Origin of the sequence: Dankookia sp. P2, from assembly GCF_050632255.1 — a bacterium.
GTDB lineage: Bacteria > Pseudomonadota > Alphaproteobacteria > Acetobacterales > Acetobacteraceae > Paracraurococcus.
Window position 1 is genome coordinate 749,007 of the sequence record NZ_CP192581.1, and the last position, 26,179, is coordinate 775,185.

Consider the following 26,179-nt stretch of genomic DNA (forward strand, 5'->3'; position numbering starts at 1 on the left):
GAGGTCGGGGCGGGAAACGTGTTCCCTCCTCAAACCCCACCCTTCCTTTGCGTGAGACGGGTGCCGCCGCGCGGAGGGTACGGGATTCCCAGACAGAGATGAGCGGGCCGGGGAGAATATTTCCTCCCGGTCCCTACGACACGCCGCCCTGCCCCGACCAGCGGACAAGCCTGCGCCTCCTGGCTCGGCCCGCCGGCTCACGCCGCGCCGGCCTTCGCCTTCAGGCTCTCAAGGTCGTAGCCCGCGACCTGCTTGTAGCCGCCGGTGATCGCCAGCATCTCCTCCCGGGTCATCACCTCCTCGATCCGGGTGAAGGGCCGGTCGCCGGTGCGCAGGAAGACCTCGCGCAGGATCGCGTCGGGCGGGTTCTTCCGGTTGGTCAGCACCACCTGCGTCGTCGCCGGCAGCCGCACGGCTTCATAGGCCTTCAAGGCGCCCTCGGGGTCGTCGGCGTGCTTCGCCAGCAGGTCCGCGAGGCAGCGCGCATCCAGCACCGACTGCCCGGCGCCGTTCGAGCCCCGCGGCACCATCGGATGCGCCGCATCGCCCAGCAGCGTCACCCGGCCGAAGGTCCAGCGCGGCAGCGGATCCTGGTCCACCATGGGGAATTCCAGCACCAGCTCGCTGGCGCGGACCATCGCCGGCACGTCGAGCCAGTCGAAGACCCAGTCGCGGATCCAGGGCATGAAGTCGTCCACCTCGCCTGGCCGGTTCCAGTCGCGGCGCGACCGGTGGGTCTCGGTCTCCACCTCGAAGACCCAGTTCAGCAGCTGCGTCCCGTCCTCGTGGTGGCGGATGGGATACAGCACCATCTTGCCGTTCTTCAGCCAGCCGGCCCGGGTCATCGAGGCGCCGCCCAGGATGGGCGGCCAGCGCGCCACCCCGCGCCACATGTTGTAGCCGGTGTATTTCGGCTCGCCCTCCTGGGGGTAGAGCTGGCGGCGCAGCGCCGAATGGATGCCGTCCGCGCCGATGGCGACGCTGCCGCGCAGCGGGGCGGCACGCCGCCGCCGCGCCCGGGGGTGAATTCCACCGTCACGCCGTCCTCGTCCTGGTCGATATGCGCGACGCGGCGGTCGAGCAGGATCGCCCCCTCCCCCAGCCGCTCCCGCGCCGCCGCCAGCAGCGCGGCATGCAGGTCGGCGCGGTGCAGCGACAGCTGCGGGTGGTCGTAGCCGGCGGCGCGGCCCAGCGCCTCCCGGTGCACGTGCTGGCCGAAGCGGTTGAAGAAATCCGCCTCGGTCGGCTGCACGCCGGCCGCGGCCAGGGCCGGCTCCAGCCCCAGCCGGGCCAGCTCGGCGGCGGCATGCGGCAGGATGTTCACCCCGACGCCGAGCGGCCGGACCTCGGCGGCGGCCTCCACCACCGTGCAGGGGATACCGTTCCGGTGCAGGCAGAGCGCGAGGGTCAGCCCGCCGATGCCGCCGCCGATGACCAGGATGCCGGACATGCTGTGCCCCCGCCGGGATTGCCGCAGTATGGAGGCGCCGGGCCACGCCGCGTCAATCCGCCCCGACGCGGAGCGTCAATCCGCCCCGACGCGGAGCGTCGATCCAACCCGACGCGGAGCGTCGATCCGCCCGGATGCGGAGCGTCAATCCGCCCGGATTCTGCGCCGCGGCCACGACCTCGCGCATCTCGCCCATCTCGACCGCGAGGAAGGCGGCGACGGCCTCGGGCGGCAGCGGCGCCGGCAGGGCACCCTCGCTGGCCAGGCCGCGGGCGAAGCCCGGCTCCGCCAGCGCCGCATTGGCCGCTTCGTTCAGCGCCCGGCGGATCCCGGGCGGCAGGCCGTGCGGGCCGAACAGCCCCCACCAGATGCCCGCGTCGTAGTCGATTCCGGCAGCCCGCACCGTGGGCGCCGGCGGCGTGCCGGGCGGCCTCTCCTCCCCGGTATAGGCGATGATCCGCAGCAGCCCGCCGCGGATCTGCCCGGCGGCGCTGGCGATGGTGGTGAACATCAGGTCGACCCGCCCCGCCACGAGGTCGGTCAGCGCCCCCGCCGTGCCGCGATAGGGCACGTGCTGCAGCGTCGCCCCGGCCCGCAGGTTGAAGAGTTCCGCGGCGATATGGGTGGTGCTGCCGGGGCCGGAGCTGGCGTAGTGCAGGCTGCGCGGCCTCGCTCGGTCGGCCGCGAGCAGATCCTGGATCGAGCCGATCGGCGAGTCGGGCGGTGTCAGCACGATCAGCGGCGCCTTCGCCAGCAGCGCCACCGCATCCAGCTCGGCGCCCGGGTTGAAGCCGGTGCCCTGGACCGGGCCGATGGCGGTGATGGATGACGTCGTCAGCAGCAGGGTGTGCCCGTCCGGCGCGCTTTGCGCCACCGCGGCGACCCCCACCGCGCTGCCGGCGCCAGGCCGGTTCTCCACCACGAAGGGCTGGCCGAAGCGGGCCTGCAGCCGTTCGGCCAGCGGCCGGGCGATGGCATCATTCGACCCGCCCGGCGTGAAGGGCACCACGATGCGCACCGGGCGGGCAGGCCAGCCCTCGGTCTGGGCAAAGGCGGGCTTGGCCAGGCAGGCGGTGCCCGCCACGGCCAGCAGGGCACGGCGTCCAGGGCGTTGCAGCATCGGGTTTCCTCCGCCGCGATGCTGCCCCAGCCCCGGGGCTGCGCCACCTCCGTATCGCGGCACGATCTGTGCCTTGGCGGATCAGGGGCCGGCTGCGGCCCGGGGTGTCGGGGGACCGTGACTCTGCGAGTCTTGCTTGTGGACAGCGATGGCGACCGCGCGGCGGCGGTGGAGGCCGGGCTGGTCGCCGCCGGCTGCATGGTGGTGGGCGTGGTGGGCGGCACTGCGGAGCTGACGCGGGCGGTGCGCGATTCGGGCGCGGAGGTCATCGTCTGCGGCCTCGACGACCCCTCGCGCGACGAGCTGGAAGGCATGCGCGCGCTGCACCGGGACGAGCCGCGCCCGGTGGTGCTCTTCGCCGAGAAGGCCGCGCCCGAGCAGATCGAGGCGGCGCTCGAGGCGGGCGTCGCCGCCTATGTCGTGGAGGGCATGGCCCCGGCCCGGGTTCGGCCGGTGATCGAGGTGGCGATCCGCCGCTTCCGCGCCCATCAGGCGCTGCGCGACGAGTTGGCCGCGGCGCGGCAGGACCTGGAGGAACGCCGGCTGGTCGACCGCGCCAAGGCGGTGCTGATGCAGAAGCACCGGATGACCGAGCCGGAGGCCTATCGTCGGCTGCGGCGGATGGCGATGGACCGGGGGCAGAAGCTCGGGGTAGTGGCGGCCCAGGTTGTGGGCAAATATCAGGCATAATGCCTTTGATTTGACCTATTTTGCGACACAGTAGGTTTTTTGCCTAACAATCACGCATTTTCACTTGACCCGCGCGGTCGTCTTCGGCTTTCCTGACGGCACGCGATGGTCCGCAACGGCGCGGGCCTGCCGATCGGTGGGGTTGCCCCGGTCGAGCCGCGCCCCATCCGTCCGCGGCCCAAAGGCGGTCCGCATCTGGCCTTCCCGGCCGGAGGTCCGCCCGCGTGCCATCCGACACCCTGGACCCCGACCTGACCGTCCCCCGCCGCGCCCTACGGCGTCCGGCCGCGCGCACGCTCCGGCTCGGCTGCGTGCAGCTTGACCGATGCGGCACCGCTGCTGGTGGCCGAGGATCTCGGCCTCTTTGATGCCGTCGGGCTGCGCGTCACGCTGTCGATCGAAAGCGCCTGGGCGGCACTGCGCGACAAGCTGGCCTTCGGCGCGCTGGACGCGGCGCAGCTGCTGGGGCCGATGCCGATCGCCCTCGCGGCCGGGCTGGATGGCGTCCAGGCACAGGTGACGGTCGCCGCCGGGCTCGGCGCCAACGGCAATACGCTCACCATCTCCCGCGCCCTGGCCGCCGAGATCGGCCGCTTCCCCGGCCGCTGCCGGCCGCAGCCTTCGCCGCCGTGGCGCGCCGCCGCGCCGCCGCCGGCCGGCCGATCACGCTCGGCGTCGTCTTCGCCTATTCCTCGCACAACTACCTGCTGCGCTGGTGGCTCGCCTCGGCCGGCCTCGACCCCGACCGCGACCTGCGGCTGCTGGTGGTGCCGCCGGCGCTCTGCGCCCGGCGCCTGGCCGATGGCGCCATCGACGGCTTCTGCGCCGGCGAGCCCTGGGGCAGCCATGCCGCCGAGCAGGGCGTCGGCACCATCGCGCTGTCCTCCGGCGACATCTGGCCGAACCACCCGGAAAAGGTGCTGGCTTTCGCCGCCGCCCAGAGCGCTGCGCGACCCGGAAAGCGCCACCGCCTGCACCGCCGCCGTCATCGCCGCCACGCGCTGGCTGGACGAGCCGGAGAACAAGGCAGAGGCGGTGCACATCCTGCAGCGCCGCGCCTTCCCGGACCTCTCCGCCAGTGCGATCGGCGCCGCCTTCGACGGCACCGCTGAAGGGCTGATGCAGGCCGCGCCGCTCCGCTTCCGCACCGCCACCCTGCCGCGCCGCGAGCAGGCCGGCTGGTGGCTGCGGCAGATGCGCCGCTGGGGACACATCCCGCCCGGCATCGCCGAGGCCACCGCCCTCGCCCCCTGGCGCCAGGACCTCTGGCGGGCCGCCGCCGCCCGCCTGCGGGAGGTGGAGCCCCCCGCCCCCGGCACGCCCCCCGCCGACCTGCCCCTTGCCTCGATGCCGGAGACCCGCCCATGAGCCTCACCCGCCGCCAGGCCCTTGCCGGCACCGCCGCGCTGCTGGCCGCAGCCCGCGCCGCCACCCCGCGCGGCGCCTTCGCCCAAGGCCCGACCAGGCCCGAAGTCACCAAGGCGACGCTCGGCTACATCGCCCTGACCGACAGCGCGCCGCTGATCATCGCCAAGGAGAAGGGCCTCTTCGCCAAACACGGCATGCCCGATGTCGAGGTGTCGAAGCAGGCGAGCTGGGGCGCCACGCGCGACAACCTGGTGCTCGGCGGCGAGCGCGGCGGCATCGACGGCGCGCATATCCTGACGCCGCTGCCCTATCTGATGACGACCGGCCGCGTCACGCAGAACAGCCAGCCGGTGCCGATGGTGATCCTGGCGCGGCTGAACACCAACGGCCAGGGCCTCTCGGTCGGCGAGAAGCACAGGGCGCTGAGGCCGACGATCGAGGCCGCTTCGCTGAAGAAGGCGCTGACGCAGGAGAGCAAGGTCGCCATGACCTTCCGCGGCGGCACCCATGACCTGTGGCTCCGCTACTGGCTGGCCGCCGGCGGCATCGATCCCGACAAGGACGTGCAGACCATCGTCGTGCCGCCGCCGCAGATGGTCGCCAACATGAAGGTCGGGACCATGGACGCCTTCTGCGTCGGCGAGCCCTGGAACGACCAGCTGGTCAACCAGAAGATCGGCTTCACCGCCGCCGTCACCGGCGAGCTGTGGCGCGACCATCCGGAGAAGTCGCTCGGCATGCGCGGGGACTGGGTGGAGAAGCACCCGAACGCGGCCCGCGCCCTGACGGCGGCGGTGATCGAGGCGCAGCGCTGGTGCGACGAGGCGGCGAACAAGGCCGAGATGTGCGCCATCATCGGCAAGCGCGCCTGGTTCAACGTCCCCGTCGCCGATATCCTGCAGCGCTCCCTGGGCAACATCGACTACGGCGACGGCCGCAAGGTCGAGGGCTCGCCGCTGCTCATGAAATTCTGGCGCGACCATGCCAGCTACCCCTTCCCCTCGCACGACCTGTGGTTCCTGACCGAGGACATCCGCTGGGGCGTGCTGCCGGAAGCGACCGACACGAAGGCGCTGATCGCCCAGGTCAACCGCCAGGCGCTCTGGCGCGAGGCCGCCGAGATGGCCGGGGTGAAGCAGGCCGAGATGCCCACCGGCACCAGCCGCGGCCGCGAGACCTTCTTCGACGGCAAGGTCTTCGACCCCGAGAACCCGGCCGCCTACCTCGCCTCCCTCTCCATCAAGAAGCTCGCGGGGGCCTGAGATGACCGCCGTCTCCACCAAGCCCGCGCCGGCCCCGGCGCAGATGTCGCGGCCGCTGCTGGCGAAGCTGCCGCAGCCATCCCGCGTCGCGCCGATGCTGGCCAATGTCATCCCGCCGTTGATGATCCTGGCCGTCTTCCTCGGGCTCTGGGAGTTCCTCGCCAGCGGGCCGGCCGCAACACTGCCGCCACCCTCCAAGGTGTGGGCCGACAGCTACGACCTCATCACCGATCCCTTCTTCGACCGCGGCGGGCTGGACAAGGGGCTGTTCTGGCACCTCGCCGCCAGCCTGCAGCGCGTGGCGCTCGGCTTCACCATCGCCGGCGTCGTCGGCATCCTGACCGGGCTGCTGATCGGCACCTCCCCTTCGCCATGCGCGGGCTCGACCCGATCTTCCAGGTGCTGCGCACCGTGCCGCCGCTGGCCTGGCTGCCGCTCTCGCTCGCCGCTTTCCGCGAGGCGCAGCCCAGCGCGATCTTCGTGATCTTCATCACCTCGGTCTGGCCGATCATCATCAACACCGCGGTCGGCGTCCGCAACGTGCCGCAGGACTACCGCAACGTCGCCGCCGTGATCCGCCTGCGCGGCCCGGCCTTCTTCTGGAAGATCGTGCTGCCGGCCGCCGCGCCCTACATCTTCACCGGCCTCCGCATCGGCATCGGCCTGTCCTGGCTGGCGATCGTCGCCGCAGAGATGCTGATCGGCGGCGTCGGCATCGGCTTCTTCGTCTGGGATGCCTGGAACAGCTCCAACCTCTCCGACATCATCGTGGCGCTGGTCTATGTCGGGCTGGTCGGCTTCGCGCTCGACCGCATCGTGGCACTTGCCGGACGCATCGCCACCCGCGGCACGCAGGAGAGCTGAGCCATGCTGACCGACGAGCGCTTCCTCGACATCTCCCAGCTTCTCCATCCAGTTCCCGCGCAGCCCGGTGCCGGTGCTGCGGCAGGTGGACCTGCAGATCGCCCGCGGCGAATACATCGCGGTCATCGGCCATTCCGGCTGCGGCAAGTCGACGCTGCTGAACGTCATCGCCGGGCTGCTGCCGCCCTCCGCCGGCGGCGTGGTGCTGGAGGGCCGGGAGATCGACGGCCCCGGCCCCGACCGCGCCGTGGTCTTCCAGAACCACAGCCTGCTGCCCTGGCTGACCTGCTACGAGAATGTCCGGCTGGCGGTGGACCAGACCGTCGGCCGCCGGATGAGCAAGGCCGAGCGGCACGACTGGGTGCTTGAGACCCTGGCGCTGGTGCACATGACCCATGCGAAGGACAAGCGCCCGGCCGAGATCTCCGGCGGCATGAAGCAGCGCATCGGCATCGCCCGGGCGCTGTCGATGCGGCCCAAGGTGCTGTTGCTGGACGAGCCCTTCGGCGCGCTCGACGCGCTGACCCGGGCGCACCTGCAGGACCAGGTGATGGAGATCCATGCCTCCCGCGGCACGACCGTCGTGATGATCACCCATGACGTGGACGAGGCCGTGCTGCTCTCCGACCGCATCGTCATGCTGACCAACGGGCCGAACGCGACGGTGGGCGAGATCCTCAAGGTCGGGCTGCCGCGGCCGCGCGACCGGCTGGCCCTGGCGGCGGACCCGGTCTTCGTCGCGGCGCGCACGGCGGTGCTGGGATTCCTCCATGCGCGGCATGCCAACCCGGCGCTGTCCGCCGCCTGATCCCGGTCCGCGGCGACAATACCACCGTCGCGGACCGGCATAGCCAGCTATTCCAACATTGCGGGGCGGAGATGCTTGCGGTCGCCCCGCGAACCGGCCACATGCCGCCAACCCCGCCGGAGCCCCCCGCCGCATGCTGCATTTTCCCGTCTTCCTCGACCTCAAGGGCCGGGTCGCGCTCGTCCTCGGCACCGGCGAGGTCGCGGAGCGGAAGGCCGCCATCCTCCGCCAGGCCGGGGCCGAGATCCGCTTCGCCGCGGCCTTCTCCCCCGCCCTGCTGGAGGGCTGCGCCATCGCCATCGGCGCCGATGCGCCCGAGCCCGAGCTGGCCGCGCTGGCCGAGGCCTGCCGCGCCCGGGGCATCCCGGTGAACGTCGTCGACAAGCCCGCGCTCTGCACCGCGCTGATGCCGGCGATCATCGACCGCGATCCGGTGACCATCGCCATCTCGACCGGCGGCGCCGCCCCGGTGCTCGCCCGGCAGGTGCGGCAGCGGATCGAAGCGGTGCTGCCCATGGGCCTCGGCCGCGTCGCCGCCATGGCGGAGCGCTTCAAGTCCGCCGTCCGCCGCCGGCTGCCCGACCTCGTCGCCCGCCGCCGCTTCCTCGACGCGGCGCTGTCCGGCCCGGCTGCCGACCTCGCCATGGCGGGGCGGGAGGCCGAGGCCGACGCCGCCTTCACCCGGGCGCTCCAGGGCGCCGACACGGCGCCGCCCGGCATCGTCCACCTGGTCGGCGCCGGGCCGGGCGCGGCGGACCTGCTGACGCTGCGCGCGCTGCGGCTGCTCGGCGAGGCCGATGTCATCGTCCATGACCGGCTCGGCACCGAGGAGGTTCTCGAGCTCGCCCGGCGCGACGCCGAGCGGATCTTCGTCGGCAAGGCCCGCGCCAACCACTGCATGGTGCAGGAGGAGATCAACGCCCTTCTGGTCCGCCTCGCGCGGGAGGGCAAGCGCGTGGTGCGGCTGAAGGGCGGCGACCCGCTGGTCTTCGGCCGCGGCGGGGAGGAAGCCGAGGCGCTCGCCGAAGCCGGCATCGCCTGCGAGGTCGTCCCCGGCGTCACGGCCGCGCTGGCCTGCGCCGCCGGCGCCGGCATCCCGCTGACCCACCGTGACGCCGCCCGCGCCGTCACCTTCGTCACCGGCCACCGGCGCGACGGAAGGGTCGACGTCTCCGGCCTGGTGCGGCCGGGCCAGACCCTGGCGATCTACATGGGCATCACCATGCTGCGGGAGATCCGCGACGGGCTGGTGGCGCAGGGCCTCTCCCCGCGACCCCGGCCGCGGTGGTCGAACGCGGCGGCACCAGCCGCCAGCGGGTGTTGCGCGGCACGCTGGAGAGCGTCGCGGCCGGGGCCCAGGCCTGGGTCGAGGGCGGGCCTGCGCTGTTGCTGGTGGGCGAGGCGGTCGGCCGCGGCACGGCGGGCTGGGCGCAGGCACCGCTGGCGGCCTAGCTGGCGCTGGGGCAGCAGCCGCCTCCGTCACTTTCGCTCCAGTCCCCATCCGGACCCGGCATTCCCGTGTAAGCCGGAACGATGTCCGGGATCGCCGCCGTTCCGGCGGAGCGCACGACCTTCTTCGCCGAGCAGGCCAGGCGGCGCCGCCATGCGCGGCTCTGGGCACTGCTCTGCCTCGGCCTTGCCGCGGGGCTCGGCGCGGTGCTCAGCACCATCACCGGGCCGCTGGTGCTGCTGCTGCTGGCGCTCGGCCTGAAGCTGCTGGCCTGGCTCGGCCTGGCGCCGGCGGCGATGCTGGCGGCGCTGCACGGGCTGGATGCCTGGATCGGCAGCTGTGTCGCCGCCTTCGCTCAGGGCCTCGACCTCCTCGACGCGCAGGGCCCCGCCGCGGCCAAGCAGGCCATGCCCCTGTTCCTGCACGCGGCGCAGCTTGTGCTGCCGGGCATGCTTTTCGCCGCCCTGGTCTGGCTGCGGCTGGCCGGCTTCCACCGCCGCAGCGCCATCGCCGCCGCCGCGGCCGACCTCGCCGCCCGGCCGCCGCATGAGGCCGATGCGGAGGAGCGCCAGCTCGGCAACATCCTGGCCGAGCTGTCGCTCGCCGCAGGCCTGCCGGTAGCGCGCCTGCTGCTGGTCGATGCGGCGGAGCCCAATGCCGCGGCCTTCGGCGCCTCCCACCACGACGCCGCGATCATTGCCACGCGCGGCCTGCTGGAACGGCTGGACCGGCGGGAGACCCAGGGGGTGGTGGCGCATCTCGTCGGCTCGATCGGCAGCGGCGACCTGCGGCTGGCGGCCGCGGTGCAGGCGGTCTTCGGCACGCTCGGCGCCATGGTGCTGGCCTTCGACCTGCCCTTCCGCCGCGCCGCCTGGACCACGCTCGGCGACCTGGCCCGCGCGGTGCTCGGCCTGCTGCCGGCGGCACGGGCCGGGCGGCTGGCCGCGGGCCTCGCCGCCGGCACCGCGCCCGACAGCATGGACCCGATGATCCGGGTGATGAGCCTCGCCGAGCGCTGGCCGCCGCTCGGCGCGCTGCTGGTGGCGCCGCTGCTGCCCTGGATGCTGCTGACGCTGGTGCAGAAGCTGCTGGTCTCGCTCTGGATGCTCTTCGTCTTCGGCTGGCCGCTCGGCCTGCTCTGGCGGGCGCGGCGCTACCTCGCGGATGCGGTCGCGGTGCAGCTGCTGCGCGACCCGGAAGCGCTGGCCAGCGCGCTGCGGCGGATCGACATGGGCGGCCTGCCGCCGGGCGGCGCGCTGCAGGAGCTCGGCTTCTTCCACGCGCCGCAGCAGGGCGCGGCGCAGGGCTTCCGGGCGCGGGCCAGCATGGTCGCGGCGCTGACGCCGGCGATCGGGAAGCGCCTCGCGCGCCTGGCCGCGCTCGGCGCCGGCCCGGCGCCGCGCACCGGCCTGCTCGCCGGGCTGCGCGGCATTGCGGCGCTGCCGGGATGGAAGGCGGCGCTCGTGTTCTTCCTGCTGGCGCTGCTGGTGCCGCTGTTCGGCGCCCTGGCCTGCATGGTGGGGCTGCTGCTGGTCGGCGCCTCCTTCTTCTCCGTGCTGGGCGGGGCCGGCCTCGCCTCGCTCATCCTCCGGCTCTGAAGGGGAATGCGATGTCCGCTTGGTGGATCCTCGGGATCGTCGTGCTGCTGCTGGTGGTGCTGGCCTGGCTCTACAACGGGCTGGTCACCGCGCGGATGCGCGTGCGCAACGCCTGGGCGCAGATCGACGTGCAGCTGCTGCGCCGCAGCGACCTGATCCCCGACCTCGTCGAAAGCGTCCGCGGGTACATGAAGCATGAGAGCGGCATCTTCGACCGCATCCTGGAGGCCCGCCGCGCCGCCACCGCCGCCGGCGCCGACATCCCCGCCCGCGCCGCGGCCGAGGCCGCGCTGGGCCGCCAGGTGCAGGGGCTGCTGGCCCTGGCCGAGGCGGTGCCGGAGCTGCGCGCCAGCGACAACATGAAGGCGCTGCAGGAGGAGCTGGCGACCACCGAGAACCGCATCGCCTTCGCCCGGCAATTCCTCAACGACGCCGTGATGGACTACAACAACCGCATCCAGACCGTGCCGTCCAACCTGCTGGCGGGTCCCTTCGGCTTCGCGCCGGAGCGGTTCTTCGAGGTGCCGGCGGAGGCCAGGGCGAAGCCGGTGGTGGCCTTCTGACGCGCATCCGGGACGACAGGGAGCAAGCCTCGGGAGGAGAAAGCGTCTCCTCCCGAGACTGCATCTTTGCCTTCTGTGGATCTGGCGCTCGCCGCGCGGCGACGGCCGACACATGGAAATCGATGACGCGTGCGGGGAGAATGCCTTCTCCCCGACCTTGCCTTTCCCCCGGGCCCACGATTTTGGTTTTCAACCTCAATCCGGCTCAATGTCGCTCAATCCGGTTGAGGCCGATCCGGTCCCGATCCGCGCAACCGCAGTTCCACCGCGGTCCTGTCCGATCCAGGCCTCAGGAATTCAGGAATTGAGCATTTCAATCCCGCCCCCGCCCCGCCCGCCCAGCGGCCCGGACATGGCGAGGCCTTTGACGGTATTCCTATACACGCCAGCACCTGGAACCGCAACGGAATCCCCGCCCTCAGGCCGGGATCACCCGCTCCAGCGGCAGGCCGCGCACGTCCATCTCGTATTCCAGCCCGACCACCGGCGGCCGGCAGTGGTGCCAGGTCACGCCATGCCGCGCCGCGCCGCGCGCCACAAGCTCGTCGCCGAGGAAGGGATGGATGTCATGGATGGTGTAGACCTGCGCCGCGGTCGCCATGGCCCAGGACCCGCCCAGCGCCTGCATGCGCCGCTCCATCTCGCCCAGCACGAAGGCCGCCTTGCGGCGTAGCCCGGCGGGGGAGACATCCCCCAGCGCGATGGTCTGCTCCTCGTAGCTGCCCTTGCCCTCGGTGCTCTCGCCGCTGCCCGCGGTGGCGAAGCTCGGCGCCGCGCCGGACTCCGGCACGGTGTAGGAGAAGGCATGGAAGCCCGGCTCGGCCGGCGGGGTCAGCTCGGGGCAGACATTGCTGCGCGCCACCGGGTTGTCGCTGCCCGACAGGATCCCCCATTCGCCCAGCACCCTGGCATAGCCGAGGTTGAACTGGCGGAAGCCTGCCTCGGTGAACTGGCCGGGGAGCGCAATCTGCACTGGCAGAAGGCCGAGAGCGGCCGGCCGATGCCCTGCAGGTAGTCGGCGATGCGGGCGAAGCCGGCCGCCATCGGCACCGGCTCGGCGAAGCGCACCCGCTCGATCCGGAAGCCCGGCAGCGCCGCAACGCCCGCCGAATACTGGAAGACCGCCGGGATGTACCGGTAGCCGTCGCCCGGCCTTTCGCGCGTCTCGTACATGCCTCGCCTCCCTGGGTGCCGTCGCTATGCTGCCACCGAACCAGCCGATCGGACCACCCATGCCAGCACGCCGCGCCCTGCTCCACCGCGTCCCCATGCGCCATCCCGGCGACACCTCGGCGATCGAGGCGCTGTTCGAGGCCGGCACGCTCGACCCGCGCGCGGTGGTCGCCGTGCTGGGCAAGACGGAGGGCAATGGCTGCGTCAACGACTTCACCCGCGCCTATGCGGTGCAGGCGCTGTCGCTGATGCTCGGGCGAAGGCTGGGCGAGGCGCCGGAGAGCGTCGCCGCGCGCATCGCCATGGTGATGTCGGGCGGCACCGAGGGCGGGCTCTCGCCACATTTCCTGGTGCTCGCCGTGGGCGAGGCCGCGGCGCCGGAGCCGGCCGGCGCGCTGGCCATCGGCACCGGCTTCACCGCCGATTTCGCGCCGGAGGAACTCGGCCGCATCCCGCAGGTCGAGGCCACCGCCGCCGCTGTCCGCGCCGCCATGGCCGAGGCCGGCATCGCCGACCCGGCGCAGGTCCATTACGTGCAGGTCAAGTGCCCGCTGCTGACCAGCGGGCGCATCGCCGACGCCCGCGCGCGCGGCCGCACGGTGGCGACCGAGGACACCTACCATTCCATGGGGCTGTCGCGCGGCGCCTCGGCGCTCGGCGTGGCGCTCGCGCTCGGCGAGCTGGACCGCGTGCCGGAGGCGGCGATCGGCGCGGACTGGTCGCTGTATTCGGGCCGGGCCAGCACCTCGGCCGGGGTCGAGCTGCTGCGGAACGAAGTGATCGTGCTAGGCAACAGCCCGGCCTGGGGCGGTGACCTCGCCATCGCCCATGCGGTGATGCGCGATGCCATCGACCTGCCCGCCGTGCATGCCGCGCTGCGCGCCGCCGGGCTGCGGCCGGAGGACGGCCAGCTACCGCCCGCCGAGCAGGAGAGGCTGGTGGCTGTGCTCGCCAAGGCCGAGCCTTCCTCGACCGGGCTGATCCGCGGCCGGCGGCATATCATGGCCGATGACAGCGACATCAACGCCACCCGTCATGCCCGCGCCCTGGTCGGCGGCGTCATCGCCGGCGCGGTCGGCCGCACGGATATCTTCGTCAGCGGCGGCGCCGAGCACCAGGGGCCGGATGGCGGCGGGCCGGTGGCGGTGGTGGCGCGGCGGGGCTGAATGGGTACACTCGGCCCGACAAGGGACGGGGAAACGAAGGATGAGCACGAAATCCGCGCTGGGCGACCTCGAGATCCATCGGGTGATCGAGGAGGAGACGCCGCTCTTCGACCCGCTCGAGTTCTTCCCCACCCTGACGAAGGAGACCCTGGAGGAGAACCGTCCCTGGCTGGAACCCGCGGCGATCGACCCGGCGACCGGCAAGCTGCGGCTCTGCATCCAGTCCTACCTGGTGCGCACGCCACATCACACGATCCTGGTCGATACCTGCGTCGGCAACCACAAGCAGCGCCCGACACGGCCCTTCTGGCATATGAAGACGGCCGATGCCTGGCAGCGCAACCTGGCGGCGACCGGCGTCTCGGTGAACGACATCGACTATGTCATGTGCACCCACATGCATGTGGACCATGTCGGCTGGAACACGCGGCTGGAGAATGGCCGCTGGGTGCCGACCTTCCCGAAGGCCCGCTACGTCTTCGGCGAGAAGGAATACGCCTACTGGTCGGCCGAGCACGCCAAGGTCCCGAACCCGATCCTCGAGGACAGCGTGCTGCCCATCGTCGCCACCGGGCAGGCGGAGATGGTGCGGACCGATGCCGCGCTGAACGACCATGTCCGGCTGATCCCGACGCCGGGCCATACGCCCGACCACTACGCGGTCGAGCTCGGCAAGGGCGAGACCATCGGCGTGCTGACCGGCGACCTGATACATTCGCCGCTGCAGGCGCGCTACCCGGAGCTGTCGATGCGGGCGGATTCCGACCAGGCGCAGTCGGCGGCGACGCGGCGCAGGTTCCTCGAGCACCAGTGCGACACCGGGCGGCTGGTCTGCACCGCGCATTTCCCCTCCCCTCCACCGGGCATGTGACGCGCTGGGGCGACGGCTTCCGCTTCATGCCGACCTCGGCCTGAGATGCACCGGCGCGCGCTGCTGGGCGGCGCATTGGCCGCCCCGCGGATCGTCCGGGCGCAGGGGACGAACCAGGCGCGCGCCATCCGCGTCGTCAACGCCTATGGCGCCGGCGGCACCGCGGACATCGTCTGCCGCCTGCTCTTCGGGCGGCTCTCCGAACGCACCGGCCAGAGCTACGTGGTGGAGAACCGGCCGGGCGCCGCCGGCACCATCGCCGCCTCGGTGGTCGCCCGCGCGCCGCCCGACGGCGCCACGCTGCTCTATGACGCGACGGCGCATTCGGTGAACCCGGCGCTGTTCGGGCCGAAGCTGCCCTACGACACGCGGCGCGACTTCCTGCCGGTCTTCCTTTCCCTCGTCACGCCGAACACCATCCTCGGGTCGAAATTCTTCGCCCCGCGCACGGTGCCGGAGCTGATCGCCGCGGCCCGGGCGGCGCCGGGGACGATCGATGCGGGGACCTCGGGCATCGGCTCGGCCCAGCACATCACGCTTGCGCTGTTCAATGCGATGGCCGGGGTGCAGATCAACCATGTGGTCTACCGCGACGCGCCGGCGGCGCGGAACGACATGGTGACCGGGCGCATCCAGCTGCAATCCAGCAACGTCCCCGGCAGCGTCGGGCATGTCGGCGCCGGCACGGCGCGCGTCATCGCCCATACCGGGCGGGAGGCGGTGCCGGTGCTGCCCGGCGTGCCGGCGGTCGCCGAGACGCTGCCGGGCTTCGAAACCTATGAATGGAACGGCGTCTTCCTGCCGGCCGGCACGCCGGAGGAGATCCGCCGCGGGCTGAACGCCGCGCTCAACGCCACGGCGGCGGAGCCGGCCATCGCCGCGAAGCTGGTGGCGCTGGGCGGGCTGGTGCGGCCGAACACGCCGGAGGAATTCACGGACTTCCTCGATGGCCAATCTGCGCTGCACGGCAGGGTGGTGCGGGAGGCGAATATCCGCGCCGACTGAGTTGCCGCGGCCCGCAGCAATCCGGATCGCCAGCGGAACCGCCGCCGCCACCGGCCGTTCGCCCCGTCATGACGCGTGCGCAAGGCTCCGTGCTGGTCCTGTTCGGACTGTTGTTCCTGTTGCTCTGGCTGGTGCCGGAGGTCCCGCTGCTCGGCTTCGCCGCCGTGCTGTTGGCGCTGGCCCTGCATGCCGGGGTGATCCGCTGGCGCGCCGCACCGGCCTGCCGGACTGGGCCGGGGTGCTGATCGTCGCGGTGCTGGTGGTGGCGGCGTTGGGCCTGGCCGTCTGGGCCGCCGCAGGGCCGCTGGCCGAGCAGGCGACGCAGCTGGCGCAGAGCCTGCCGAAGAGCCTCGAGGCGCTGCGCGGCCGCATCGCCGGGACCGCCTGGGGCGACTGGCTGCTGCGCCAGGCGGCACCGGGCCAGTTGATCGGCAGCGGCGGGGTGGAGAATGCCGCGGCGACGGCGGCCAAGGCGGCGGGCAGCACGCTGGGCGGCCTCGGCAACCTGGTGCTCGTGGTGCTGCTGGCGCTCTACCTTGCGGTGCAGCCGGGCGGCTACCTCTCCGGCCTCCGCAGCCTGTTCGACCCGCGGCTCGATGGCCGGGTGCAGGAGACCCTGGCCGAGGCCGGCCACACGCTGCGCGGATGGCTGCTGGGACAGGCCTTCGCTATGGTGGTGGCGGGCACGCTGACCTTCCTCGGCTTCTGGGCGCTCGGCGTGCCGCTGGCCGGGCTGCTGGCGACCATCATCGGCCTGCTGAACTTTATCCCCGTGCTCGGTCCGGTCATCGGCGGCGTGCCGGCGGTGCTGCTGGCGATGACCGAGGACCCGATGCTCGGGCTCTGGGTGGTCGGGCTGATCGTCGCGGTGCAGACGGTGGAGGGGAATTTCCTGACGCCGATGGTGCAGGCGCGCACCGCCGATCTGCCGCCAGCGCTGCTGCTGATCGTCCAGGTGCTGACCGGGGCGCTGTTCGGCCTGCTCGGCGTGGCGCTGGCGGCGCCGCTCTCGGCGCTCGGAATGGTGGTGGTCAAGAAGGCCTATGTGGAGGGCTGGCTGGAGCGGGAGCCGCCCGCGCCTACCTCCACCGAAGCTAAATGATGAAATCTCCGGCGGTCAGGGCGATGTGGCCGAGCAGGCGGATGCTGCCGTCGGCCTGTCCGTCGGCGCTCGGCGAGAAGCCCGGCCGCATCGCCGGGCTGTCCATCTCCACCACGGTCCAATCGCCTGCGTAGTAGTATCGCAGCTCGGCCTGGCCGGAGCCGCTGAAGGCGGCCTGGCCGATGAACACGCCCGCCGGGCCCTGGCCACCGTGCGGAAAGAGCGATGCGACATCCAGGCGGTCCTGCCCCTGCTGGAAATCCATGACGCTGTCCTCGCCGACAGCGGTCCACCAGTAGCGGATGGACCCCGCCAGGCTGCCGAAGACGAAGCGATCGGCACCGTCCCCACCGATGAGTTGGTTGCGGCCGGCGTCGCCCTGCAGGATGTCGTCGCCGTCGCCCCCCCAGAGCGTGTCCGCCCCCGCTCCACCGCGCAGGACATCGTCGCCGGCACCGCCGACCAGCAGGTCGCCGTCGTCCTGGGCGGAGTAGCCAAAGGTCAGGGACCTGGGTTGGCTCGCCACGAGGAGATCGTTCCCGTCACCCCCGAGCAGCGTGTCGTGCCCCGAGCCTCCGTCCAGCATGTCGTTGCCACTGCCGCCGAGCAGGATGTCGTTGCCCCAGCCACCCTGCAGGAGGTCGGCGCCCGGTCCGCCGATCAGGAGATCGGCATCCTGGGCGGGCGGAATGAAGGCCAGCGGCAGGATGCGGTCCGGGCCACCCAGAAGGGTGTCGTTGCCGCCGCCGCCGATCAGCGTGTCGTCGCCCTCTCCCCGCTGAGCCGGTCGGCCAGGTTGCTCCCCGGCAGGAGGTCGGCGCCAGGCGCGGCGACCAGGCCAAGGAGCGGGCCGAGGCCTGCCGGAAGCTGGGTGGGGAGCCGGTCCGCGGCGGCGGAAATGATGTGATCCAAACTCGCAATGAACGACATGGCGCAACTCCCCCATGGCTGGGGAAGTCTCGCGCGCATCGCGGTTGCCCTCTTTGATCGGGCTCAGGGCGGCCAGCCGCGCGGGTCACGCTCGCGCGATATCGCTTGCTGACCGAGGACCACGCCGAAGGCGGCCCGGCACGGCCGGAGAGGTCCCGGGCTATAGCAGCGCCTCGCCCCGCAGCACCGGCACGCAGCCGCCGCCGACCGTCGCGCGGATGCCGTCCGGACCGCGCCGCGCGGTGGTGCGCAGCAGGCTGGGCCGGCCCATCTCGACCCCCTGGACGATGTCCCAGGCGCCGGACTCCGCTCCCGAGAGGGACAGCAGGAAGCCGGCCAGCGGCGTCGCCGCGCTGCCGGTCGCCGCATCCTCCCAGGTGCCGGACAGCGGCGAGAACATCCGCGCGCGCAGCCCGGCGCCGTCCCGGCGGTACAGGTAGAGCGAGAGCTTGCCGCCGAGCGAGGGCGTCGCCGCCACGGCGCGGCGGAAGGCCGGCAGATCCGGCACCGCCGCCGCCATCGCCTCCGGCGTCACCTCCAGCAGCAGGCGCGGGTTGCCGCCATCGGCCGCGATGGTCGGCGCGTGCCGGGCGGTGACGATCCCTTCCGGCGCGATCCCGGCACAGGCGGCGGCCAGGTCGAGCGGCATCCCGCCCCCGATCGCCAGTGGCTGCGGCGCCGCGATGGTGGCGCCGGTGACCGCGCCGGCGCCGTCGCGGTCGAGCCGTACCTCGACCAGCCCGGCGATCTCCTCGAAGCGCAGCACGCCCTCCACCGCGCGGTCGGCGAGCACGAAGCCGGTGCCGACATTCGGATGCCCGGCGAAGGGCATCTCCGCGGTGCGGTGGAAGATGCGGACCCGGGCGGTGTTCGCGGGGTCGGAAGGCGGCAGGACGAAGGTGGTCTCCGACAGGTTCAGCTCGGCCGCCAGCGCCTGCATCTCGGCGTCCGTGATGCCGCGCGCATCGGGGAAGACCGCCAGCTGGTTGCCGCCGAAGCGCCGGTCGGTGAAGACATCGACCGTGACGAAGGGGAAGCGGCGCATCAGAGCGCGGCCAGCCGGGCCGGGTCGAGCGTGACGGCATGGCCGAGCGGGCCGTGCCCCCGGCCGAGGCCAGGCGCGGCCAGGATCGCCGCCCGCACATAGGCCCGGGCGCGGGTCACCGCGTCGCGCAGCGCCATCCCCTGCGCCAGCCCGGCGGCGATCGCCGAGGCCAGGGTGCAGCCGGTGCCATGGGTATGGCGCGTCTCGATCCGCAGATCCTCGAAGCGGGTGATCCCCTCGGGTGTCGCCAGGATGTCGACCAGGCGCTCGCCCTCCAGGTGGCCGCCCTTCAGCAGCACGGCGCGGAGGCCGAGCGCCAGCAACGCCTCGGCCGCCGCCGGCATCGCCGCCGCATCAGCGATCGGCCGGCCGAGCAGCACCTCGGCCTCCGGCAGGTTGGGGGTGATGACGGCGGCCATCGGCAGCAGGCGGTGCTTCAGCGTCTCGACCGCGTCGGGCTGCAGCAGCGGGTGGCCGCCCTTGGCGACCATCACGGGGTCGGCGACCAGCGGCAGGCCGGGCGCCTCGGCGGCCAGCGCGTCGCAGACCGCCTCGATCGTCGGCACGTCGTGCAGCATGCCGCACTTCAAGGCATCGGCGCCGATGTCGCGCAGCACCACCTCGATCTGCTGGCGGATGAAGGCGACGGGGACGGGCAGCACGCCGTGCACACCCTCGGTGTTCTGCGCGGTCAGGGCGGTGATGGCGGTGGCGGCGAAGCCGCCGAGCGCGGTGACGGCCTTGAGGTCGGCCTGGATGCCCGCGCCGCCGCCGGAATCGGAGCCGGCGACGATCAGGACGCGGCCGATCGTCCCGCGCGGCCGATCCAGACCTTCGCGGCTGGCACCGCTGCGGTCATCGGACTCGGTCACGCCGGCACCTTCGCCCGCGACCGGATGGCGTCGGCCAGCGTCTCGACCGTGTCGTTGACCAGCGCCTCGTCCTCGGCCTCGGCCATCACCCGGATCACCGGCTCGGTGCCGCTGGCGCGGATGAGGATGCGGCCGCGCTCGCCGAGCTTCTCCTCATGCGCGGCGATCTCGCGCTGCACCTCGGCATGCTTGAGCGGCGAGGTCCCGCTGTAGCGCACATTGACCAGCCGCTGCGGCAGCGGCCGGAAGCAGCGGCAGACCTCGCTGGCCGGGCGGCTGCCGCCGACCAGCACCGCCAGCACCTGCAGGGCGGCGATCAGCCCGTCCCCCGTGGTGCCGAAATCGGTCATGATCATGTGGCCGGACTGCTCGCCGCCGAGGTTGCAGCCGGCCTCGCGCATCCGTTCGCCGACATAGCGGTCGCCGACACTGGTCCGCAGCAGGCCGAGCCCGCGCTCGCGCAGGTAGCGCTCGAGCCCCATGTTCGACATGACGGTGGCAACCACGTTGCCGCCGCGCAGGCGTTCCTGCGCGTGCCAGAAATCGGCGATCAGGGCCAGGATCTGGTCGCCGTCGATGATCGACCCGGCCTCGTCCACCAGCACCAGCCGGTCGGCATCCCCGTCGAGCGCGATGCCGATATCGGCGCGGCGCTCGCGCACGATCTCGGCCAGCCGCGCCGGCGCGGTGGAGCCGACGCCGTTGTTGATGTTGAACCCGTCCGGCGCGACGCCGACCGGCACCACCTCCGCGCCCAGCTTCCCACAGCACGGTCGGCGCCACCTTGTAGCCGGCGCCATGCGCGCAATCGACGACGATGCGCAGCTTCTCAAGCGTCATGCCGCGCGGGAAGGACTGCTTCGCGGCCTCGATGTAGCGGCCGGGCGCGTCCTCCATCCGGCTGGCACGGCCGAGCCTGGCCGGCGACACCAGCGCGGCGGCGAGGTCGCCGTCCATCAGCGCCTCGATCGCCGCTTCCTGGGCGTCCGAGAGCTTCAGCCCGTCCGGGCCGAACAGCTTGATGCCGTTATCCTCATAGGGATTGTGGCTGGCGCTGATCATCACGCCGAGATCGGCCCGGAGGCTCCGCGTCAGCAGGGCAATGGCCGGGGTCGGCAGCGGCCCGACCAGCACCACGTCCATGCCGGCGCCGATGAAGCCGGCGGTCAGCGCCGGCTCCAGCATGTAGCCGGAGATGCGGGTGTCCTTGCCGATGACGACGCGGTGGCGATGTGTGCCGCGGTTGAAGTAGCGCCCGGCCGCCTGGCCGAGGCGAAGCGCGGTCGCGGCATCCATCGGCGCCTTGTTGGCGGTGCCGCGGATGCCATCGGTGCCGAAGAGACGGCGGGGAGGTACGGTCATGACGGCCCCAATGCGCGGTATGGTCGAGACATGGAGTAGCGAAGTGTACGCCCGCGGTCCATCAAACCGTGAGGAGATCCGCCGCCGCACCGGTTGCCGCGGCGCGCCAGGCGGCAAGGGCCTGGACCGTCTCCGCGACGTCGTGCACCCGCAGGATGCCGGCGCCGCGGCTGGCGGCGAAGACCGCTCCGGCGACGCTCGGGACCATGCGGGCACCGGCCTCCGGAATCCCGGCGATGCGGCCGAGGAAGCGCTTGCGCGACAGCCCGACCAGCAGATGGCAGCCGAGCCCGGCCAGGATCGGCAGCCGCTCCAGCAGGGCCAGGTTGTGCTGCATGGTCTTGCCGAAGCCGATCCCGGGATCGATGGCGATCCGGCTGCGCGGGATGCCGAGGCGTTCGAGCGTCGCCACCCGGTCGCGCAGGAAGCGGGCAACCTCCAGCACCACGTCGGCGTAGCGGGCCTCGGCCTGCATGCCGCGGGGATTGGTGCCCGGCATGTGCATCAGCACCACCGGCGCGGCGGCATCCCTCACCACCTGTGGCGCCGCGCCGTCGTGGCGCAGCGCGGCGACGTCGTTGACGATCTCCGCACCGGCCTCCAGCGCCGCCGCCATGGTGGCGGCATGCCGGGTGTCCACCGAGACCGGCGCGGCCCGGGCCAGGTCGCGCACCACCGGCAGGATGCGGCGGATCTCCTCCTCCGGCGCCACGGGGTCGGCGCCGGGCCGGGTGCTCTCGCCGCCGATGTCGAGGATGTCGGCCCCGGCCGCCAGCATGGCATGGCCGCGGGCGATGGCGGCGGCGGCCCCGGCGGTCTCGCCGCCGTCGGAGAAGCTGTCGGGCGTGACGTTGACGATGCCCATGACCAGTGGCCGGCCGGGCTCGGCGGGCTCGATCTCGGCGAAGGGCGGCGGCCGGCGGGTCAGCGCGGGCAGCAGATCCCGCCAGGAGTCGGGGATCGCCTGCACCGGGAGGATGCCGCGATCGGCACCGTCCTCGATCAGCCGCGCGAGGGCGAAGGCCAGGTGCCCGCCCTGCAGCGGCAGGGCGAGCCCGTCGCGGGCCGCAAAAAGCCGCCGGGCCTTCGAGAAGACCCAGCGGCTCAATCCATCTGTCGGCCGGGCACGCAGCCGCCACACCAATCCTCCGTGCCCGGCCGATCGATACGCTTAGGTCGCCGGCGCCGGACCCGGATTCAGCCCGCCCGGGGTCGGGCGCGGCGCCCGGCCGCTGGTCGGCACGCTGCCGCGGCCCTGCGGCACCGGCTCGTCCGGCCGGTTCCGCACGATCGGCTCGCCGCGGATGATCTGGCGGATCTCGTCGCCCGAAAGCGTCTCGTGCTCCAGCAGCCCCTTGGCCAGCAGGTGCAGCTCGTCGATGTTCTCGCTCAGCAGCTGCTTCGACCGCGCATAGGCCTCGTCGATGATTCGGCGGATCTCGCTGTCGATCTGCCGGGCGGTCTCCTCCGACAGGTTCTTCGATTGGGTGACGCTATGGCCCAGGAAGACCTCCTGGCTGTTCTCGCCATAGGCGATCATGCCGAGCTTCTCGGACATGCCCCATTCAGTGACCATCATCCGGGTCTGGTTGGTCGCCATCTTGATGTCGCCGGAGGCGCCATTCGAGACCTTGTCGGCGCCGAAGATCAGCTCCTCGGCGACGCGGCCGCCCATGGCCATGGCCAACTCGGCCAGCAGCTTCGACTTGTGCTTGGAATAGCGGTCGCCTTCCGGCAGCGACATCACCAGGCCAAGCGCCCGGCCGCGCGGGATGATCGTCGCCTTGTGGACCGGGTCGCATTCCGGCAGCTTCATGGCGCAGAGCGCGTGGCCGGCCTCGTGATAGGCGGTCATCCGCTTCTCGTCCTCGGACATCACCAGCGAACGCCGCTCCGCGCCCATCAGGACCTTGTCCTTGGCCGCCTCGAACTCGTGCATGCCGACGGTGCGGCGGCCGGTGCGGGCGGCCAGCAGCGCCGCCTCGTTCACCAGGTTCGCCAGGTCGGCGCCGGAGAAGCCGGGGTGCCGCGGGCGATGGTCTTCGGGTCGACGTCCGAGGCCAGCGGCACCTTCCGCATGTGGACGCGGAGGATCTTCTCCCGGCCCATTACGTCGGGGTTCGGCACCACCACCTGGCGGTCGAAGCGGCCCGGGCGCAGCAGCGCCGGGTCCAGCACGTCCGGCCGGTTGGTCGCGGCGATGATGATGACGCCCTCGTTGCTCTCGAAGCCGTCCATCTCGACCAGCATCTGGTTGAGGGTCTGCTCGCGCTCGTCATTGCCGCCGCCGAGGCCCGCGCCGCGATGCCGGCCGACCGCGTCGATCTCGTCGATGAAGATGATGCAGGGCGCGTTCTTCTTGCCCTGCTCGAACATGTCGCGGACGCGGGAGGCGCCGACGCCGACGAACATCTCGACGAAGTCAGAGCCGGAGATGGTGAAGAAGGGCACGTTCGCCTCGCCGGCGATCGAGCGCGCCAGCAGGGTCTTGCCGGTGCCCGGCGGGCCGACCAGGAGGCAACCCTTCGGGATCTTGCCGCCGAGCCGCTGGAACTTCTGCGGGTCGCGCAGGAACTCGACGATCTCCTCGAGCTCGGACTTGGCTTCCTCGATGCCGGCGACATCCTCGAAGGTGACGCGGCCCTGCTTCTCGGTCAGCAGCTTGGCCTTCGACTTGCCGAAGCCCATGGCCCGGCCGCCACCCGACTGCATCTGCCGCATGAAGAAGACCCAGACGCCGATCAGCAGCAGCATCGGGAACCAGGACAGCAGGTAGTGGAACAGCGGGTTGACGTCGCTTTCCTCCGGCCGCGCGACGACGCGGACGCCCTTCTCGGTCAGCTTGCTGACCAAGGCGGGGTCTTCCGGCGTGTAGGTCTGGAAGGTGCGGCCATCCGAGAGCTGGCCGCTGACGGTCCGGCCCTGTATCACAACGTCGCGAACATGCCCGGCCCCGACTTCGTTCAGGAAGTCGGAATAGGCGACCTGCTGTGCGCCCCGTTGCGCCGAGCCGTTGGGCTGGAACAGGTTGAAGAGTGCCACGAGCAGCAGCGCCACGATGACCCAGAGCGCCAGATTGCGGCCGAAATTGTTCACCGATTCACATCCCGTTTCCGCCACGGCCCCGCAACGGGCCATGAACCCTTGGGCGTCATGCCCGCGATCCTGCCGACCTTAGATATAGGGATCGAGTCCCGGCAGTTAATGGGCAACAGGACCCCGCCAATCGGCCCCCCGGCGATGTCACCGGCGCCCGGGGCGAAGACGATTGGAAAGGCCGCGCAGCTTTGACGGTCAGGATAACCGAGGATCGGCACCGCGACCAGCGCGGCGTGGTCGCGGATCGCCGGCAGCGTCGCAACAATCGCGGCGGGCAGCCCGGGCGCCAGGCGCCGCAGCCGCGCCGCCTCGGCGCCCAGCGCGCCCAGGCTGCAGCCGGGCCGGCCGGCGGCGGAGAGCCGGAACCGCCCGTCCCAGGCCACGCCCGGCCGGGCAGCCACCGGTCCCGCCACCGCGCCCGGCTCCCGCAGCAGCAGCCACCGCCCACCGCGCGGCCGCAGCCAGACGCCGGCCAGCGTCCCGCCGCCGCGCCGGCGCAGCGCGGCGACCGCCGCCGCGGCCGGCGCGAAGCCGCCCCCCGACCAGCCGCAGCAGCGCGCCGAGCGCCGCATCGGCCAGCGCGTCGCCGCCCAGCGCGGCCGGGTCGATCTCGGCATGGCCGGACGGGAACAGCCGCGCCGCCCCGGCGAGCCGCGCCGCGACCGCCGCCTCGTGCCGCGCCCGGCGGGCGGCGAAGGCCGCGGCCGCCTCGGCCAGCGCCGCGGTGCCGGCGCCGCCGCCGGCCGGATCGGCGAGGGCATGGCGCAGCGCGATGCGGGCGAAGCGCGGGTCGGCATTGCTCGGGTCCCGCACCGGGGCGAGGCCGGCGGCCGCCACCACGGCTTCCAGCCGCCCCGGCGGGATGCCGAGCAGCGGCCGTAGCACCAGCGCCTCGGGCGCCGCCCGCACCGCGGCCATGCCGGCCAGCCCCCGGACCCGCTGCCGCGCAGCGCCCGGAACAGCAGGGTCTCCGCCTGGTCGGCGCGGTGGTGGCCGAGCAGCAGCCAGGGCGTCCCGGCCGCCCCGCAGGCCCGCAGCAGTGCGGCATGGCGGGCGGCGCGGGCGCGTTCCTGCAGCCCTGCCCCGCCGGCCAGGCCCAGCGGCAGGATGCGCGCGGCGATGCCGCGGCCCGCCAGCAGGGCGGCGACGCCCGCCGCCTCGGCCGCGCTGCCGGGCCGCAGCCCGTGATCAACGACCAAGGCGAGCAGCCCGCCGCCCCGGGCGCGGGCCCAGCGATCGGTGAGCAGGGCGAGGGCCAGGCTGTGCGGCCCGCCCGAGACGCCGGCGGCGAGCCGCGGCGCCGGGCCGAAGGGCCCGAGCGGCGCCATAAGCGCCGCGAATTCATCATCCCCCGGCGGCGCCATCGGCGCCGCGGCGCCCATCGGCGGCGCCGTCAGCGGCAGCCGGCGCGTTGCCGGCCCGCGTCCAGCCTCTCCTTCAGCGCCCCACGCAGCTGCGGATGCTCGCTCTGCACCAGGGCGAAGGCGTCGCAGGCCTCGCGCTTCTGGTTCAGGTTGGCCAGCGCGGTGCCGAAGCCGATCAGCGCCTCAGGCGCCCGGCTACCCTTCGCATTGGCCTTGTAGGCCTCGCCATAGGCGACCGCGGCATCCTGCCAGTTGCGCTGGCCGAATTCGGCATCAGCCAGCAGGAAGCGCGCGTCGTAGGCGCGCGGGCTGCCGCGCACCGCCAGCACCTCGCGCGCCGCGGCCTCGGCGGCGGTGAAGTCACGCCGGCCGAGCGCCGCCTGGCCCTCGGACAGCGCCCTCTCCGGCGGGCGTGCGACGGCGGCGGGCGCCGCAGCGGCGGGCCCGGCGACCGGCGGCAGCGACTGGGCCGGGCTGGGCCGGGGCGGCGCGGCGGCGGGCGCCTCGGCCCGCGGCCGCGGACCGCCGCCGGTGCCTTCCAGCTGCTGCAGCCGGTAGTCGATGTCGCCCTGCAGCTTCTCCAGCTGCTGGGCCTGGTTGCGGTTCTGGAACTCGGCCTGCTCCAGCCTGCCGCGCAGCCGGCGGGTCTCGTCCTCCAGCGTGGCGACCCGGTCGAGCAGCGCGCCGACCAGCTCACCCTGCGGCGCGGCACTGCCGCCGCGCGGCACCGGGGCCACCACGGCGGCGCCGGCGCGGCGGATCTGGTCGAGCTCCTGCCGCAGCTGGAGGATCTGGTTCTGCAGGTAGATGCCCTCGCGGCTCTCGGCCTGCGCGCGGGCGGGCGCGGCATCGGCCAGGGCGAGCGGCGTGGCGAGGATCAGGGCGGCGAGCGCGCGTCGCATCGAGGGGCTCCGGTCGGGCTCATCGCGGGGCGGCCGGGACCGCCCCGGCCGCTGCGCCGGAGGAAGCCGCAGGGTCTCCGCCTTGTAGCGGCAGCCGGCGGCGGACCGAAGCCCG

The 26,179-nt window shown here is 73.0% G+C and carries 23 protein-coding genes and 4 pseudogenes; 15 read left to right on the top strand and 12 right to left on the bottom strand.

Annotated elements, in window-relative coordinates; genetic code table 11:
- Window positions 1-197: 197 nt before the first annotated feature.
- The 3 genes from ACQ86J_RS04450 to ACQ86J_RS04460 are packed head-to-tail and all read right to left on the bottom strand — an operon-like array spanning window position 198 to window position 2,570.
- Window positions 198-959 carry an FAD-dependent monooxygenase gene (locus ACQ86J_RS04450; protein ID WP_431272287.1) on the bottom strand — a complete coding sequence of 254 codons (762 nt, stop codon included), beginning with the start codon at window positions 957-959 and terminating at the stop codon, window positions 198-200.
- Entirely contained in the window at window positions 842-1,450 is a 609-nt protein-coding gene (locus tag ACQ86J_RS04455) for an FAD-dependent monooxygenase (protein WP_431272288.1), read from the bottom strand. The genes ACQ86J_RS04450 and ACQ86J_RS04455 overlap by 118 nt, the downstream gene beginning before the upstream one ends.
- 52 nt (window positions 1,451-1,502) lie before the next feature.
- Window positions 1,503-2,570 carry a Bug family tripartite tricarboxylate transporter substrate binding protein gene (locus ACQ86J_RS04460; RefSeq protein ID WP_431270176.1) on the bottom strand — a complete coding sequence of 356 codons (1,068 nt, stop codon included), beginning with the start codon at window positions 2,568-2,570 and terminating at the stop codon, window positions 1,503-1,505.
- Between the two features lie 138 nt (window positions 2,571-2,708).
- Between ACQ86J_RS04460 and ACQ86J_RS04465 the strand changes: the two genes are divergently transcribed.
- The 10 genes and pseudogenes from ACQ86J_RS04465 (at window position 2,709) to ACQ86J_RS04510 (ending at window position 11,173) form a co-directional block, all read left to right on the top strand.
- Window positions 2,709-3,260, top strand: coding sequence for an ANTAR domain-containing response regulator (locus tag ACQ86J_RS04465; RefSeq protein ID WP_431272289.1), 552 nt, complete (start codon window positions 2,709-2,711; stop codon window positions 3,258-3,260).
- Window positions 3,261-3,602: 342 nt separating this feature from the next.
- Window positions 3,603-3,785: pseudogene (locus ACQ86J_RS04470) on the top strand (ABC transporter substrate-binding protein); the annotation flags it as partial.
- Between the two features lie 104 nt (window positions 3,786-3,889).
- Entirely contained in the window at window positions 3,890-4,372 is a 483-nt protein-coding gene (locus ACQ86J_RS04475) for an ABC transporter substrate-binding protein (protein ID WP_431272290.1), read from the top strand.
- Between the two features lie 252 nt (window positions 4,373-4,624).
- The gene (locus ACQ86J_RS04480) at window positions 4,625-5,890 is read left to right on the top strand and encodes a CmpA/NrtA family ABC transporter substrate-binding protein (protein WP_431270177.1); all 1,266 of its coding nucleotides are present in this window, start codon (window positions 4,625-4,627) and stop codon (window positions 5,888-5,890) included.
- A 1-nt stretch (window position 5,891) separates the two neighbouring features.
- Window positions 5,892-6,374: an ABC transporter permease gene (locus tag ACQ86J_RS04485; protein ID WP_431270178.1), complete on the top strand. Its 483-nt coding sequence runs from the start codon at window positions 5,892-5,894 to the stop codon at window positions 6,372-6,374.
- Window positions 6,263-6,754: a nitrate ABC transporter permease gene (gene ntrB / locus ACQ86J_RS04490; RefSeq protein ID WP_431270179.1), complete on the top strand. Its 492-nt coding sequence runs from the start codon at window positions 6,263-6,265 to the stop codon at window positions 6,752-6,754. The genes ACQ86J_RS04485 and ntrB overlap by 112 nt, the downstream gene beginning before the upstream one ends.
- 67 nt (window positions 6,755-6,821) lie before the next feature.
- Window positions 6,822-7,562, top strand: a complete 741-nt coding sequence (locus ACQ86J_RS04495; RefSeq protein ID WP_431270180.1) for an ABC transporter ATP-binding protein — start codon at window positions 6,822-6,824, stop codon at window positions 7,560-7,562.
- A 133-nt stretch (window positions 7,563-7,695) separates the two neighbouring features.
- The gene (cysG, locus tag ACQ86J_RS04500) at window positions 7,696-9,273 is read left to right on the top strand and encodes a siroheme synthase CysG (RefSeq protein WP_431270181.1); all 1,578 of its coding nucleotides are present in this window, start codon (window positions 7,696-7,698) and stop codon (window positions 9,271-9,273) included.
- Complete coding sequence (locus ACQ86J_RS04505; protein ID WP_431270182.1) at window positions 9,219-10,610, top strand: M48 family metalloprotease; 1,392 nt, start codon at window positions 9,219-9,221, stop codon at window positions 10,608-10,610. Before cysG ends, ACQ86J_RS04505 begins: the two co-directional genes overlap by 55 nt.
- 11 nt (window positions 10,611-10,621) lie before the next feature.
- Window positions 10,622-11,173: a LemA family protein gene (locus tag ACQ86J_RS04510; RefSeq protein ID WP_431270183.1), complete on the top strand. Its 552-nt coding sequence runs from the start codon at window positions 10,622-10,624 to the stop codon at window positions 11,171-11,173.
- Window positions 11,174-11,591: 418 nt separating this feature from the next.
- Here ACQ86J_RS04510 and cnbZ read toward each other — a convergent pair whose 3' ends face one another.
- Window positions 11,592-12,146, bottom strand: a complete 555-nt coding sequence (gene cnbZ, locus ACQ86J_RS04515) for a 2-amino-5-chloromuconate deaminase CnbZ (RefSeq protein ID WP_431270184.1) — start codon at window positions 12,144-12,146, stop codon at window positions 11,592-11,594.
- Between the two features lie 259 nt (window positions 12,147-12,405).
- Here cnbZ and ACQ86J_RS04520 point away from each other — a divergent pair, with 259 nt between their 5' ends.
- The 5 genes from ACQ86J_RS04520 to ACQ86J_RS04540 all read left to right on the top strand — a co-directional run bounded on the left by ACQ86J_RS04520 (window position 12,406) and on the right by ACQ86J_RS04540 (window position 16,490).
- Window positions 12,406-13,512, top strand: coding sequence for a ring-opening amidohydrolase (locus tag ACQ86J_RS04520; protein ID WP_431270185.1), 1,107 nt, complete (start codon window positions 12,406-12,408; stop codon window positions 13,510-13,512).
- 40 nt (window positions 13,513-13,552) lie between these two features.
- On the top strand, window positions 13,553-14,383 hold the full coding sequence (locus tag ACQ86J_RS04525) for an MBL fold metallo-hydrolase (protein WP_431270186.1): 831 nt from the start codon (window positions 13,553-13,555) through the stop codon (window positions 14,381-14,383).
- 45 nt (window positions 14,384-14,428) lie between these two features.
- Window positions 14,429-15,388, top strand: a complete 960-nt coding sequence (locus ACQ86J_RS04530) for a Bug family tripartite tricarboxylate transporter substrate binding protein (protein ID WP_431270187.1) — start codon at window positions 14,429-14,431, stop codon at window positions 15,386-15,388.
- Window positions 15,389-15,477: 89 nt separating this feature from the next.
- Complete coding sequence (locus ACQ86J_RS04535) at window positions 15,478-15,633, top strand: hypothetical protein (protein WP_431270188.1); 156 nt, start codon at window positions 15,478-15,480, stop codon at window positions 15,631-15,633.
- Window positions 15,627-16,490: an AI-2E family transporter gene (locus tag ACQ86J_RS04540; protein WP_431270189.1), complete on the top strand. Its 864-nt coding sequence runs from the start codon at window positions 15,627-15,629 to the stop codon at window positions 16,488-16,490. Before ACQ86J_RS04535 ends, ACQ86J_RS04540 begins: the two co-directional genes overlap by 7 nt.
- Here ACQ86J_RS04540 and ACQ86J_RS04545 read toward each other — a convergent pair.
- From ACQ86J_RS04545 to ACQ86J_RS04580, 8 genes and pseudogenes are all read right to left on the bottom strand, one after another.
- The gene (locus ACQ86J_RS04545) at window positions 16,483-17,436 is read right to left on the bottom strand and encodes a calcium-binding protein (RefSeq protein WP_431270190.1); all 954 of its coding nucleotides are present in this window, start codon (window positions 17,434-17,436) and stop codon (window positions 16,483-16,485) included. The genes ACQ86J_RS04540 and ACQ86J_RS04545 overlap by 8 nt on opposite strands.
- A 144-nt stretch (window positions 17,437-17,580) precedes the next feature.
- On the bottom strand, window positions 17,581-18,465 hold the full coding sequence (locus ACQ86J_RS04550) for a PhzF family phenazine biosynthesis protein (RefSeq protein ID WP_431270191.1): 885 nt from the start codon (window positions 18,463-18,465) through the stop codon (window positions 17,581-17,583).
- Window positions 18,465-19,274, bottom strand: coding sequence for a bifunctional hydroxymethylpyrimidine kinase/phosphomethylpyrimidine kinase (thiD, locus tag ACQ86J_RS04555; RefSeq protein WP_431272291.1), 810 nt, complete (start codon window positions 19,272-19,274; stop codon window positions 18,465-18,467). The genes ACQ86J_RS04550 and thiD overlap by 1 nt, the downstream gene beginning before the upstream one ends.
- Window positions 19,275-19,333: 59 nt before the next feature.
- A pseudogene (gene glmM, locus ACQ86J_RS04560) lies at window positions 19,334-20,699 on the bottom strand (phosphoglucosamine mutase).
- 61 nt (window positions 20,700-20,760) lie between these two features.
- Window positions 20,761-21,807, bottom strand: a complete 1,047-nt coding sequence (gene folP, locus ACQ86J_RS04565) for a dihydropteroate synthase (protein WP_431270192.1) — start codon at window positions 21,805-21,807, stop codon at window positions 20,761-20,763.
- 63 nt (window positions 21,808-21,870) lie between these two features.
- Window positions 21,871-23,795 (bottom strand): annotated as a pseudogene (gene ftsH / locus ACQ86J_RS04570) (ATP-dependent zinc metalloprotease FtsH).
- Window positions 23,796-23,993: 198 nt separating this feature from the next.
- Window positions 23,994-25,180 (bottom strand): annotated as a pseudogene (gene tilS, locus ACQ86J_RS04575) (tRNA lysidine(34) synthetase TilS).
- Between the two features lie 11 nt (window positions 25,181-25,191).
- Complete coding sequence (locus ACQ86J_RS04580; protein WP_431270193.1) at window positions 25,192-26,064, bottom strand: tetratricopeptide repeat protein; 873 nt, start codon at window positions 26,062-26,064, stop codon at window positions 25,192-25,194.
- Window positions 26,065-26,179 lie beyond the last annotated feature (115 nt).